General features: G+C 72.7%; 8 protein-coding genes. 3 read left to right on the forward strand and 5 right to left on the reverse strand.

The genetic code is table 11. The features are described from left to right. Positions 1-94: 94 nt before the first annotated feature. The 3 genes from FF096_RS05510 to FF096_RS05520 are packed head-to-tail and all read left to right on the forward strand — an operon-like array spanning position 95 to position 9,838. Positions 95-1,450, forward strand: coding sequence for an LLM class flavin-dependent oxidoreductase (locus FF096_RS05510; protein ID WP_155215237.1), 1,356 nt, complete (start codon positions 95-97; stop codon positions 1,448-1,450). Next, on the forward strand, positions 1,447-8,253 hold the full coding sequence (locus tag FF096_RS05515; protein WP_155215238.1) for a non-ribosomal peptide synthetase: 6,807 nt from the start codon (positions 1,447-1,449) through the stop codon (positions 8,251-8,253). The genes FF096_RS05510 and FF096_RS05515 overlap by 4 nt, the downstream gene beginning before the upstream one ends. After that, on the forward strand, positions 8,237-9,838 hold the full coding sequence (locus FF096_RS05520) for a (2,3-dihydroxybenzoyl)adenylate synthase (protein ID WP_196222473.1): 1,602 nt from the start codon (positions 8,237-8,239) through the stop codon (positions 9,836-9,838). Before FF096_RS05515 ends, FF096_RS05520 begins: the two co-directional genes overlap by 17 nt. 57 nt (positions 9,839-9,895) lie before the next feature. On the opposite strand, the gene FF096_RS05525 is transcribed toward FF096_RS05520, so the two are convergent. The 5 genes from FF096_RS05525 to FF096_RS05545 are packed head-to-tail and all read right to left on the reverse strand — an operon-like array spanning position 9,896 to position 13,036. Next, positions 9,896-10,501, reverse strand: coding sequence for an NADPH-dependent FMN reductase (locus FF096_RS05525; RefSeq protein WP_155215240.1), 606 nt, complete (start codon positions 10,499-10,501; stop codon positions 9,896-9,898). Further along, positions 10,498-11,601, reverse strand: a complete 1,104-nt coding sequence (locus FF096_RS05530) for an LLM class flavin-dependent oxidoreductase (RefSeq protein ID WP_155215241.1) — start codon at positions 11,599-11,601, stop codon at positions 10,498-10,500. The genes FF096_RS05525 and FF096_RS05530 overlap by 4 nt, the downstream gene beginning before the upstream one ends. Further along, a complete protein-coding gene (locus tag FF096_RS27005) occupies positions 11,601-11,873 on the reverse strand; it encodes an acyl carrier protein (RefSeq protein ID WP_196222465.1) in 273 nt (90 codons plus the stop codon). Before FF096_RS27005 ends, FF096_RS05530 begins: the two co-directional genes overlap by 1 nt. Next, complete coding sequence (locus FF096_RS05540) at positions 11,870-12,628, reverse strand: thioesterase II family protein (RefSeq protein ID WP_155215243.1); 759 nt, start codon at positions 12,626-12,628, stop codon at positions 11,870-11,872. The genes FF096_RS27005 and FF096_RS05540 overlap by 4 nt, the downstream gene beginning before the upstream one ends. A 12-nt stretch (positions 12,629-12,640) precedes the next feature. Next, entirely contained in the window at positions 12,641-13,036 is a 396-nt protein-coding gene (locus FF096_RS05545) for an MmcQ/YjbR family DNA-binding protein (protein ID WP_309222740.1), read from the reverse strand. Positions 13,037-13,038: the final 2 nt, after the last annotated feature.

A 13,038-nucleotide genomic window follows, 5' to 3' on the forward strand; every position in this document is an offset into this window, starting at 1 on the left:
CAGTGCGGTTGCGCGCAGCTCGCACACCGGTGTCCTAGACGGGCGTCGACCGTAGACTTCGCTCGATCTTCGGCCCGACGAGGGGACAACACGCATGCATCTCGCCGTGTTCACCCAGTGCTCGCCCGCACCGCAGTTCAAGGGCATGTGGCGGGATCCGCAGGACCGCACCGCAGAGGGTTACAAGAGCCTGTCCCACTGGACCGCGCTCGCCCGACGGCTTGAGGACGCCCGCGTCGACACGCTGTTCTTCGCCGACGTCTTCGGCCTCTACGACGTCTACCAGGGGTCGTGGGCGGCGGCCGTCCGGCACGGTGTGCAGGTCCCGATGATCGATCCGACGCTGTTGCTGCCCGCGATGGCCGCGGTCACCCGGCACCTGGGCTTCGCGGTCACCTACTCCACCACCTATCACCAGCCCTACCAGGCAGCCCGACTGTTCTCCTCGCTCGACCACCTGACCGACGGCCGGGTCGGCTGGAACATGGTCACCTCCTATCTGCGGTCGGCGGCCGAGAACGGGATGGGCGAGTTCCTCGACCACGACGTCCGTTACGACCGCGCTGACGAGTACGTGGAGGTCGTGCGGGCGCTGTGGGAGGAAAGCTGGGAGGACGACGCGGTCGTCCGCGACGCGGCCAACGACACCTTCACCGACCCGGACCGGGTGCACGAGATCGGCCACGCCGGGAAGTGGTTCTCCGTCCGGGGCCCACACCAGTGCGAGCCGTCACCACAGCGGACACCACTGCTGTTCCAGGCGGGCGCGTCACCCCGGGGCATCGAGTTCGCGGCCCGCCACGCGGAGGTCGTCTTCCTCACCCTGGCCGATCCGGAGACCGGGGCGAAGAAGGTCGCCGAGCTGCGGCAGGCGGCGAGCCGGGCGGGCCGCGATCCCCGGTCGATCAAAGCGTTGCAGGGCTCGATGACGATGGTCGGCGCCGATCGGGAGCAGGCCCGCGCCCGGGCCAAGCTCTACTCCCAGTTGTGGAGCGGCGAGGGACAGCTGGCCAAGTGGTGCGGCTGGATGGACTTCGACATCGCCGCGTATCCCGACGACGCCCCGGTCAGCGACATCCGTGGTCAGGCCAGCCACTCCTTCCTCGACTTCCTGCGTCGGCTGAGCCCCGACCGGGAGTGGACCGTCGGCGACATCCGCTACATCGCCTCCCGGCCCCGCCGGGCCCGCCGTGACGCGCCGATGATGCTGTTCGGCACGGCCGAGGAGGTGGCCGACCGGATGGAGCAGTGGCTCGAAATCGCCGACGTCGACGGATTCAACCTGGTGCCCTGCCCACCCTCGGTCGCGATCGACGACATCTGCGACCTGCTGGTGCCGGAGTTGCAGCGCCGAGGGCTGTTCCGTACCGCCTACGACCCGGCCGAGAGCACCCAGCGGGAACGCTACTTCGGTGCCGGGGTCCGCCACTATCCGAAGGGTGTGCGATGACGCGGAAACCGCCGCTGCTACCGGCCGACCCGGCGCCGGAGAGCGCCCCGCTGGCGTACTCGCAGGAAGGGCTCTGGTTCCTCCAGCAGCTCGACGCGGCCAACACCGCCTACACCGTCCCGCTGTCGTTGCGGCTGGCCCCCGAGGTCACCAGGACGAGCTTCGAGGCGGCTCTCACCGCACTGGTGGACCGGCACGACGCGCTGCGGCTACGGTTCCAGGCCGACGGCAGCGACGCGCCGACCCTCCGCGTCGGCCCCGGCTACCTGCCGGAGGTGCGCTGGCACGAGACGGTCGACGACGACCGGTGGCACGAGCTGGTCGCCGAGGTCATGCGGGAACCCTTCGACCTGACCAGCGGTCGCCTCGTACGCGGAGTCGGCGCACCCGCACCCGGCGGTGGACACCGGGTGTGCCTGGCCATCCCGCACATCGTCGCCGACGGCTGGTCGGTACGGCTCATCTCACGTGACCTCGCCGCGCTGCACTCCGGGACGGAACTGCCCCGGCTACCGGTGACCTTCGCCGACTTCGCCACCTGGCAGCGCGGTTGGCTGCGGGGCGAGGCGCTCGACGCCGAGGTGGCCTACTGGCGGGACGAACTCGCCACCTCGACCCCGCTGGTGCTGCCTACCGACTTCACGCCGGGGCCGATGACCACCGCGACCGCGGCCGTGGCCACCATGATGTTGCCCGCCGAGGTCACCGCCGACCTGCTCGCCGTGGCCCGATCGGCCCGCGCGACCGGGTTCGTCGCCACCACCGCGTTGGTCGCCGCGCTGCTGGCCCGTTGGACGTCCGAGCGTGACCTGCTGCTGGGCACCGCGACCGCCGGGCGCACCATGGCCGCCCTCACCGACGTGGTGGGCAACTTCGTCAACACCGTCGCGCTGCGGGTCGACCTGACCGACGACCCGTCGTTCCGGGAACTGCTGGGGCGGGTCCGCACCAAGGTCCTCCAGGCGATGCGACACGCGGACGCCCCGTTCCACCATGTCGTCGCCGACCTCGCGCCCCGACGCGACCTGCACCGACAGCCCGTGTTCAACGTGGTGATCGCGCATCAGGAGTTCACCGGCGCGGCGGCCGACGACGACGGGGCGATCCGGCTCGAACCTCAGGAGACGGCCGCCGTCGTGGCCAGTCACTTCGACCTCGACGCGGAGACCGCCGTGGTCGACGGTCAGCTCTCCTGCCTGCTCATCTATCGGGCCGACCTGTTCGCCGCGCCGACCATCGAACGGCTCCGCGACCACCTGGTGGCGTTGGCCCGGCAGGTGGCCCGGGAGCCGGACACGCCCCTGTTCGACCTGCCGCTGACCGGTGACCTGGCCGCCGGACTGCCCGCCGAGCCGCCACCCGCCCCGGAGGTCACGCTGCTCGCGGCCATCGCCGAGCACGCGCGGCACCGCCCCGACACCGAGGCGGTGGCCACCGACTCCGGCGCGTTGACCTACGCCGAACTCGTGCACGCGGCGGAGGGGAAGGCCGCCGGGCTGCGGCAGGCGGGCGTCGGTCGAGGCGACGTCGTGGCGGTGTCCGGACCGCTCCGTCCCGAGGCGATCGTCGACGCGCTCGCCGTCCTACGCTGCGGCGCGGCCTACACGCTCGTCGACCCGGGCGATCCGCCGGTCCCCGGCGTCACGCACCACGCCGACACGGTGGCGGCTCTCGACGCCGACCCCGGCGAGGACTGGCCGACGCCGCTGGACGTGGCGGTCCTCCAGGTCACCCCGGACGGCCCGGTGCTGGTCGACCACGGCAATCTCGCGGCCGTGTCGGCCGGCGTCGAGTTGGGACCGGACGAGCCGGTGCTGCTCCTCGACGGGTTCCCGCTCGCCTTCTGGGCCGTCCTGCGGGCCGGTGGGACCTGTTTGCTGGCCGACAGCGGCGACGTGGTGGGCGAGGTGTCCCGGCACGCGCCGTCGACCCTGCTGCTGACCGCCGAGCAACTGGCCGACGTCATCGACGCCGACCCCGACGCGTTGGATCCGGTCGACACCGTCGTCGTCGCCGGTGACCCGGTGGCGCTCGCCGAGCTGCCGGTGCCCCAGCCGGTACGGCGTACCCACAGCCGCGCCGAGACGACCGGGATCGCGACCGCGTGCACCGCCCCGGCGGGTGAGCCTCGGATCATCGGTACGCCGGTCGACGGCGCGACCGCCCACGTGCTGGACGAGCGGATGCGCCCGGTGCCGCCGGGCATGGTGGGACGCCTCTACCTCGGAGGGTCGGGCGTCACCGTCGGGTACCACGGGCAGCCCGCCCGCACGGCCGAGCGGTACCGACCCGACCCGTTCGGACCGCCGGGTGGGCGCCTGTTCGACACCGGCGATCGGGCGTTCGTCGACACCGACGGCAACCTGCGCTGGTTCGACCGCCGCGACCGCCGAGTGACCGTCGGCGGTGTCCCGGTCGACCTCGCCGAGGTGGAACGGGTACTGACCGACGACCCACGGGTGCGCCGGGCGGCGGTGGTCAGCCACCGCTCCGGTGGGCGCACCCGGCTCGCCGCGTTCGTCGACACCGCGCCCGAACAGCTCACCGGCGTGTTGGCCGGTGCCGCCCGCGCGGTCGGTGGCGCGGCACTGCCCGAGCACGCCGAGGTCGCACCGGACCTGCCCGCCGAGCCGGATCACGCCGCGCTGCTGGCCCGCCTGCGTCGGGCCGAGGCCGCGCCCGACCCGGAGCGGGTCGCCGGCTACGAACGCCTGGTCGGCGAGGTGTGGCGGAAGGTGCTCGGCATCGACGACTTCACCGTCACCGACAGCTTCTTCGACGTCGGTGGTCACTCCCTGCTGGCGCTGCCGGTGCTGCGCGGGGTCCAGGACGCCACCGGCATCACCCTGCCGCTGGCGTCGCTCTTCGACTTCCCCACCGTGCGTGACCTGGCCCGCCATCTGGCCGACCGGGACGACGGGCCGTCGCCGCTGCGTCGACCGGACGCGGACCGGCACGCGCCAGCACCGCTGACCCACGGGCAGGAGGCGCTCTGGATCCTCGACCAGCTGGGCGAGGCACAGCACGCGTTCAACGTGCCGATCAGCGTCCGGCTGGCCGCCGACGCCGACCGTGACCGGGTGGAGCAGGCCGTGGCGACGCTGATCCGCCGCCACGAGGCCCTGCGTACCCGTTACGAGGCGGGCCCGGACGGCACTCCACACCAGGTGGTGATCGCCCCGTACCCACCCGCTCTGGCCTGGCACGACCTGCGTGACCTGACCGACGACGCGGCGCGGCGGCGTACCTCCGAGCTGTTCTCCGCCGTCTACACCGAGCCCTTCGACCTGGCCGGCGGGAGGGTGCTGCGCGGCATCGTGGTCCGCGACCGGACCGCCTGCACGGTGTTGCTGGCCTGCCACCACATCGCGGTCGACGCCTGGTCCCGGGCGGTGCTGACCCGCGAGCTGCGGGCGGCGTACCGGGACGAGACCCTGCCCGAACCGGCGGCGCAGATGGCCGACGTCGCGCACTGGCAGCGTCGCCAACTGACCGGCGAGGTGCTCGACCAGAAGCTGCGGTACTGGCAGGAGCGGTTGGCCGGTGCCCCACCACTGGAACTGCCGACCAGCCCCCGCAGGACCTCCGGAAGCCCCTCGACCGACGCGGGAATGGTGACGGCCCGGTGGGATCCGGAGGTCACCGCCGGTCTGCTCCGGCTGGCCGCCAGCGAACAGGTCACCCCGTACGCGGCCGTCGCCAGCCTCCTCGCGGCCTGCCTGGCCCCCTACACCACCAGCGGTGACGTGGTCTTCGGGTCGAGCCTGACCGGCCGGCTGCTGGCCGAGATGGCCGACCTGGTCGGTCTGCTCACCAACACCGTGATGCTGCGGGCCGACGCGACCGACGACCCGTCGTTCCGCACGCTGCTGCGCCGGATGCGCACCGAGACGATGACCGCCCAGCAGCATCAGGACACCCCCTACGAGCTGGTCGTCCCGACGATGGGTGGGCAGTCCGACGGCGGACGCAACCCGCTGTCCGACGTGCTGCTGGTGCACACCGCTCACTCCGGCGACGAGTTGGCGGCGGCCCTCGACCGACCTGGCGACGAGCCACCGATGGCGGTGGGGCCGCGCTTCGGCGTGGAGGTGCACACCACACTGCTCGACGACACGCTCGCGCTCGTCGTCATCTTCCGGTCGGCCAGCTACGACACCGCCGACATGCGGGCCCTGCTCGACCGGATGAACGCCCTCGCCGTCGCGGTCGTCGAGCAGCCCGACCGGGCCCTGTCCGACGTCCGCCCGGTGGAGCGGCCCGAACCACGGCTGGCCGCCGGGCCGGTCGAACCGGTCCCGTTCCACTCGCCCGTCGCCATGATCGATGACCAGGCGGCCCGGCATCCCGACGCGGTGGCGGTGGTCGACGAGACCGGTTGCCTCTCGTACGCCGAGTTGGTCACGCGGGCCAACCGCTACGCCCGACATCTACGTGAGACGGGGATCCGTCGGGGCGACGTGGTCGCCGTGTGCCGACGACGCGACGTCCACCGGGTCGTCGTACTGCTGGGCATCCTCAAGGCCGGTGCCGCCTACCTTCCGTTGGACCCCACCCACCCGCCGCGCCGCATCCACCATGCGCTCCAGCAGGCCCGCCCGGCGCTCCTGGTCGCCGACGACCTGGGTTCGCTGCTGGCCACCGACGAGGTGCCGGTGCGCGACTACCAACCCGACGACCCGGCCGTCGCCGGTCAACCGCCGACGCCACCCGAGGTCGAGCTGGGCCCGGACGACCTGGCCAACGTCCTGTTCACCTCCGGTTCGACGGGTACGCCGAAGGGGGTGGCCGTACCGCACGGCGCTCTCGCCAACTTCTTCCACGGTGCCCGGCACTGGCTCGCCCTGGCACCGGGTGACCGGATGCTCCAGCTCGCCCCGCACACCTTCGACGTGGCCACTCTCGAACTGCTGGCGCCGTTGTGCGCGGGCGCGGCCACCATCAGCGCGCCGGTCGACGTGCTCGCCGATGATCTCGCCACGCTGGTGCACCGTTACCAGGTGACCGTCGTCTTCCTCGTCCCGCCGCTGCTGGACCTGGCCATCGACCGGGGCGTGGCCAGGTTGGCCCCGCTGCGCCGGATCGTCTCCGGCGGCGACGTGATCGCCACGTCGAGCTTCAACACCCTGCACTGCGGTGAGCCACCACGGCGTCTCATGCCCGTCTACGGTCCGACCGAGACCGCGGTGATCGCCTCCGTCCTCACCGGGGACGACCTCGACGACGGGGAGATGACCGGGCCGGTGCCGATCGGTCGACCGGTCGCCAACGTGCACTGGTACGTCATGGACTCCCGGATGCGGCCGGTCCCCCGGGGCACACGCGGCGAGATCTACATCGGCGGCGCGGGGGTCACGCGTGGCTACCTGGGCCGACCGGACCTGACCGCCGACCGGTTCCTGCCCGACCCGTTCGGTCCCCCCGGCTCCCGGATGTACCGCACCGGCGACCTCGGGCGGCAACGTCCGGACGGGGTGATGGAGTTCGGCGGCCGGGCGGACACCCAGGTGAAGATCCGGGGGTACCGGATCGAGTTGGAGGAGATCGAGCACGCGATGCGGTCGCACCCGCAGGTGCGGTTCGCCGCCGCGAAGGTGCACCGCGCGGAGACCGGCCCGGTCCTCGTCGGCTACTTCGTGCCGGAGGACGACAGCACCACCACCGATCCGGAGGAGATCCGCCGCCACCTCGCCGACCTGCTGCCGCCGTACGCGGTGCCGGCGGTCGTGGAGACGGTGCCGACCCTCCCGCTGTCGATCCACGGCAAGCTCGACCGGGACGCCCTGCCGGAGCCCCGGATCGAGGCGGCCCCGGACTCCGGCTCACCCCGTACCTCGTTGGAGGGTGAGGTCACGAAGGTCTGGTCGGCGGTGCTGGGCCGGCAGGTCGGGGTGCACGACGACTTCTTCGCCGCTGGCGGACACTCGCTGCTCGTGGTGCACGCCACCGATCGGCTCCGCGCCGACCTGGGCTGGGACGTGCCGCTGCGGCTGCTCTTCGACCACCCGTCGGTGGCCCGGTACGCCGCCGCGCTGGAGCGGCTGCGGCAGGACGGCGAGCGGCCGACCGGTGTCGTCCATCGGCGACAGTGGCGCAGCCAACTGCTGGGCACCCTCCGGCGGGTCGACCTGTACGTGCCGCCGGGCTATTCGCCAGCTGCCGGAGACACCCTGCTGGTCGCCCCGGACGGGTCGGATTTCGTCGACGTGATGCGGGCGCCGGGCGTCCTCGACGACCTCGCCCACGCCGGGCGGATACCACCGACTCCGGCGCTGTTCGTCTCCCACCCCGACTGGTCGACACGCCAGGCCGAACTGTCGGAGGGGGTCGCCTTCGTCGACGCGCTGATGGCCGAGGCGGTGCCGCTGGCCTGTGAGTGGCTCGGGCTCGACCCAGATCGGGTACGGGTCGTCGCAGCCGGTGCCAGCCTCGGTGCCGTCGCCGCCGTCACCGCGGCCGTGCGGCACCCACGGATGGTCGACGGCGTGCTGGCCCTGTCCGGTCCGCTGTGGTGGTCGCCAGCCGGTGAGGAGCCCGGCTGGCTGCTGCGTCGAAGCGACGCCGCCCCGGGCACCCGGTTCCACGTGTACGCGGCCGAGGGTGACGATCCGCGTATCCGCGCCTGGAGCGTACAGCTGGCCGACGCGCTGACCGCCGCCGGCAATCCGGTCCGTCATGTGGCCGGTCCAGGCGGGCACACGTTCGCCACCTGGCAGGACCACCTACCGGAGGCGCTGGGCTGGGTCCTGTCGGCATCGGCCCGGCAACCGATCGAGGAGGTGCGCGGTGCTGGACGGCTGTGAGCCGTGGCCACCGGAGGCGGTCGAACGCTACCGCCGGTCGGGTTACTGGCGTGACGCGACGCTCGCCGATCTGCTCCGGGAGGTGGCCACCACCGACGGGGACCGGGTGGCGCTGGTCTGCGGATCTCGGACGGTCAGCTACGCCCACCTGGATGCCTGGGCCGACCGCCTGGCGGGTGGTCTGCACCGTCTCGGCATCCGGCGCGGCGACCGGATCGTGGTGCAGCTGCCCAACGTCCCGGAGTTCGCGGCGGTCTCCGTCGCCGCGTTCCGGCTCGGTGCCCTTCCGGTGTTCGCGCTGCCGGCCCACCGCCGCAGTGAGATCGCGTACCTCTGCGCACACACCGACGCCGTCGCCTACCTGACCTCGGGCACGGTGGCCGGCTTCGACCATCGGCGGCTCGCCGCCGAGGTGCGCAAGGAGGTGCCGTCGCTGCGTCACATCCTCATCGCCGACGACGACGCCGGGGAGTTCACCCCGCTGTCCGCCGTGGACGGCCCGCCGGTGCGGGTCGACGTCGACCCGGCCGAGGTGGCCTTCTTCCTGCTCTCCGGGGGCACCACGGGCACGCCGAAGCTGATCCCGCGTACCCATCGGGACTACGACTTCCAGATCCGGGCGACGGCGGCCGAGATGGGTTTCGACGCCGACGGCGTCTACCTGGCCGCCCTGCCGGTGAGTCACAATGCCGCGCTCGGCTGTCCTGGCCTGCTCGGCGCGCTCCGGGTGGGCGGACGGGCCGTGCTGGCGTCGAGTCCCAGCCCGGACGAGGTGTTCCCGCTGGTCGCCCGGGAGCAGGTCACCCTGACCACCCTCATGCCCGCGTACCTGCCGCTCTGGTCCGACCTGGCCGGTGTCTTCGGCGCCGACCTGTCGGCGGTGACCATCGAGGTCGGCGGTGCGCCACTGGCACCGGCCGTCGCCCAGCGGGCCGAGGCGGCGCTCGGCTGCACGATCACCCGGTGGTTCGGCATGGCCGAGGGGCTGCTGGTCTTCACCCGGCGCGAGGACCCGCTGGAGGTCCGTACGAGCACCGAGGGCCTTCCCCTGTCCGCTGCCGACGAGATCCTCGTGGTCGACGACGAGGACCGCCCGGTGTCACCGGGCGCGAGCGGCGAGTTGCTCGCCCGGGGGCCGACCGTGCTGCGCGGCTATTACCGGGCCGCCGACTACAACGCCCGCGCCTTCACCGCCGACGGGTACCTGCGCACCGGTGACCGGGTACGCCTCGACGCCGACGGCCGGCTGGTGGTGCTCGGCCGCATCAAGGACGTCGTCAATCGGGGCGGTGAGAAGGTGCCACCCGAGGAGGTCGAGGAACACCTGCTCACCCACGATCAGGTGCGGGAGGTGGCGGTCATCGGGATCGCCGACGCGGTGTTGGGCGAGAAGACCTGCGCGGCCGTGGTGGCCGCCGGTGAACCGCCGACGCTCGCGGCGCTACGCGACTGGCTCACCGGACGCGGAGTCGCCGACTACAAGCTGCCCGACCGCCTGGTCGTCGTCGGAGGGTTGCCACGTACCGGAGTTGGCAAGATCGACAAGGCCGCCCTGGTCGCCATGGTCACCGAGGCGAGGGCCTGACCAGTCGGACCGGGCGGGGCGTCGCCGCACAGATCGCGCCGGGGCTCACCGCCCCCGTCAACGGGCCCCGGCGAGCAGGGCGGACAACGTCGGCAGGTTCTCCGACAGCCACCGGTCCAGGTGGCTGTCGAACCGCTCGAAGTCACGCTCCAGCACGGACAGACCCCGGGTCGGCACCCGCGCCCCCAGTTCGACGAGCAGGGCCCGCAGGTGCAGGTCGACGGCGAAACGGTGCTCGGCGCTGGCGGCCGTCATCATCCCGACCGCTACCGTGCCGGTCAGCCCGGCCCTCGGCAGCAGGTCGAGGAAGTGCTTGAGGACACCGGAGTAGCTGCCCTTGAGCGTGGGACTGGCGACGACCAGCAGCTGCGCGGCCTGGGTACGGGCGAGCGCCCGGGTGACCGGGTCGGCGGCGACCGGATCGACCCCGGGCACGTGGAGGCCGAGCGCGGGCAGCAGGTCGGACAGGTCGATCACGTCGCACTGGGCCATTGGGTCGCCGTTCGACGGCTCCAGCCCGGCACGGATCGCGGCGGCGAACGCCAGCGCGATGCCACGGGTCCGGGACCCGGGCCGGGCGCTGCCCACCACCACCCCCACCCGGGGCGGGGACGCCACCACGGTGGACGCCGCCGGGCTCACCGTGGCGCGGACCGCCGTCATCGCGCCGGCTCCATCTCGGTCACCAGGCCACGCGCCCGCAGACGGGGCAGGACTCCCTCGCCGAACCGGTAGACCTCTTCGAGGTGCGGCTGACCGGACAGGATCAGATGGTCGACGCCCAACGCGTGCAGCTCGGCGATGCGGTCGGCCACCTCGTCGTGGCTGCCGACCAGCGCCGCTCCCGCCCCCGGCCGGACCAGGCCGTAACCCGCCCAGATGTTGGGGTGCGAGGTCAGCCCCACCGCGCTCTGCGCCAACGCGGTCATCCGGCGCTGCCCCACCGACTCGGAGCGCCGGAACCGGGCCTGCGCCTCGGCGATCCGGCTCGGCTCCATGCCGTCGAGCAACTCCTGTGCGACCTGCCATGCCTCGTCGGCGGTGTCCCGGGCGATGACGTGGTAGCGGGTGCCGAAGGCCAGCGTCCGGCCGTGCTCCTCGGCGAGCCGCCGGGCCGCGCCGATCAGCTCGGCCAGGCCGGTGGGTGACTCCCCCCAGGCCAGGTAGACGTCGGCGTGGCGGGCGGCCACCGCCTGCGCGGCCGGCGACGAACCGCCCACGAAGATGGGGGTACGCAGCGGGTACGGACGCGTCAACCGGCCACGCTCGACCTGGTAGTGCTCGCCCCGGAAGTCGAACTCACGCCCGGCCCACGCCTGGTCGAGGACCTGGAGCAGCTCGGCCGTACGCGCGTAGCGCTCGTCGTGCGGCAACGCGTCACCGTAGCGGCGCTGCTCGTCGTGGTCCCCGCCGGTCACCACGTTGAACAGCAGCCGCCCGCCGCTGATCCGTTGCAGGGTGGCGGCCATCTGCGCGACCAGCGGCGGCGCGATCAGCCCGGTGCGCAGCGCCAGCATGAACCGCAACCGGGTCGTCTGCGTGGCCAACGCGGCGCTGACCAGCCAGGGGTCCTCGCAGAACATGCCGAACGGCACCAGCGCCCCGGTGAAGCCCAACCCGTCGGCGGCCAGCGCCACCTGGGTCAGGTAGGCCAGGTCCGGGTCGCGTCGCGGCGGGCGGGCCAGCGGCTCACCGGAGGCCGACTTGGCCACGTCACGACCATCGCCGTGGGCCGGGATGAACCAGTACAGCGCGAGACTCATCACGGCGTCCCGGCAGCCGCTCCGAGCTCTTCCCGGATCAGCCGGCACAGGCCGCGGGCGGTCGGCTCGTCGAACAGCTCGGGCAGCGGCAGTTCCACGCCGTAGCGCTGGTACGCGTCGGCAGCCATCCGCACCAGGTGCAGGCTGGTGGCGTCGTGGTCGAAGAAGTCCTCGTCGGGCGCGACGCTCGGCACGCCCAACACGGGGGACACGATCTCGGCGGCGACCTGGTCGACGGTCACCGCTTCCGGCTGGGACGACGATTCGCTCACGTCAACTCCGATGCGATAGCGGCGTACACCGCCGCGGCGGATTCGGTCAGGAAGAAATGGCCTCCGGGGAAAAACCGCACCTGCGACGGCGCGCTCGTGTAGTCCGCCCAACCGGCGAGGTCGGCCGGGTCGACGTGCGGATCCGACTCGCCACCGAACACGGTGACCGGCCACGGCAGCAGCGCCCCGGCTCGGAACCGGTACGACTCCGTCATCGCCGCGTCGGCCCGCAACGCGGGCACCACCAGACTGAGCAGTTGCGGGTTGTCGATGACCTCCATGGCGGTGCCGTTGAGCGCGGCGATCTCCGCCACCAGCTCGTCCTCGGGCAGATCCGCCACCGGACGGCCGAGGGAGCGACGTCGCGGGTGTGGACAGCCCGACACGACCAGCCGCAGATCAGGCCCGTCGGCCGCGACCCGACCGGCCAGCACCCGCATCACCTCGTACGCGAGCAACCCGCCGCTGCTGTGCCCGAAGAACACCGCCGGCAGGTCGAGGTAGGGTCGCACGACCTGGGCGACCGCCCGGGCCAGCGGCTCGATCCGGGTGAACGGCCGATCCCGGAGCCGGTCCTCACGTCCCGGCAGTTGGAGCGCCACGACCTCGACGTGGTCGGGCAGGGCGGCCGGCCAGTCCCGGTAGGCGGAGGCACCGGCACCGGCGTACGGCAGGCAGAACAGCCGGTGGGTGGGTGCGGCCCGCCGGGCCCGACGCAGGTAGGGCGACTCGGCGGTGAACTGGACGACCGACATGCCGACCCCCCGTCACCTGGACTGCGGGCCGTCGACGCGCCGGGCCAGGCTCTTCGGTGCGACCAGGGTGTAGGAGATCCGGATCCACTCGGACATCTCCTGCCAGCGCTTCTCGTCGTCCTCGTCGGCGCGGACGCTGACCTGGACCCAGCCGTGCCGACCGAGGCCGTAGCGCATCGGCACCACGGACTCGTCGCTCGCGACCACCGCCTCCGCCTCGTCGCGGGGCAGCTTCACACAGATCGTGGTGCCCGGCGGTGACACGAAGACGAAGACCTTGCCGCGTACCCGGAAGGTGGGCTCGCCGCCCCAGCCCTCGACGACCACGCACTCGGACTCCGGCAGCTCGGCCGCGATCTCGGCGAACCGCCGCAGGTTCTGGGAGGGATTGGGCACGGGGAGGGTCACGT

It is taken from the genome of Micromonospora sp. CP22 (assembly GCF_009712475.1).
Lineage (GTDB): Bacteria > Actinomycetota > Actinomycetes > Mycobacteriales > Micromonosporaceae > Micromonospora.

Coding starts and splice junctions, on each gene's coding strand:
- FF096_RS05510 (WP_155215237.1), top strand. CDS start 95: ATGCATCTCGCCGTGTTCACCCAGTGCTCGCCCGCACCGCAGTTCAAG.
- FF096_RS05515 (WP_155215238.1), top strand. CDS start 1,447: ATGACGCGGAAACCGCCGCTGCTACCGGCCGACCCGGCGCCGGAGAGC.
- FF096_RS05525 (WP_155215240.1), bottom strand. CDS start 10,501: ATGACGGCGGTCCGCGCCACGGTGAGCCCGGCGGCGTCCACCGTGGTG.
- FF096_RS05530 (WP_155215241.1), bottom strand. CDS start 11,601: ATGAGTCTCGCGCTGTACTGGTTCATCCCGGCCCACGGCGATGGTCGT.
- FF096_RS05540 (WP_155215243.1), bottom strand. CDS start 12,628: ATGTCGGTCGTCCAGTTCACCGCCGAGTCGCCCTACCTGCGTCGGGCC.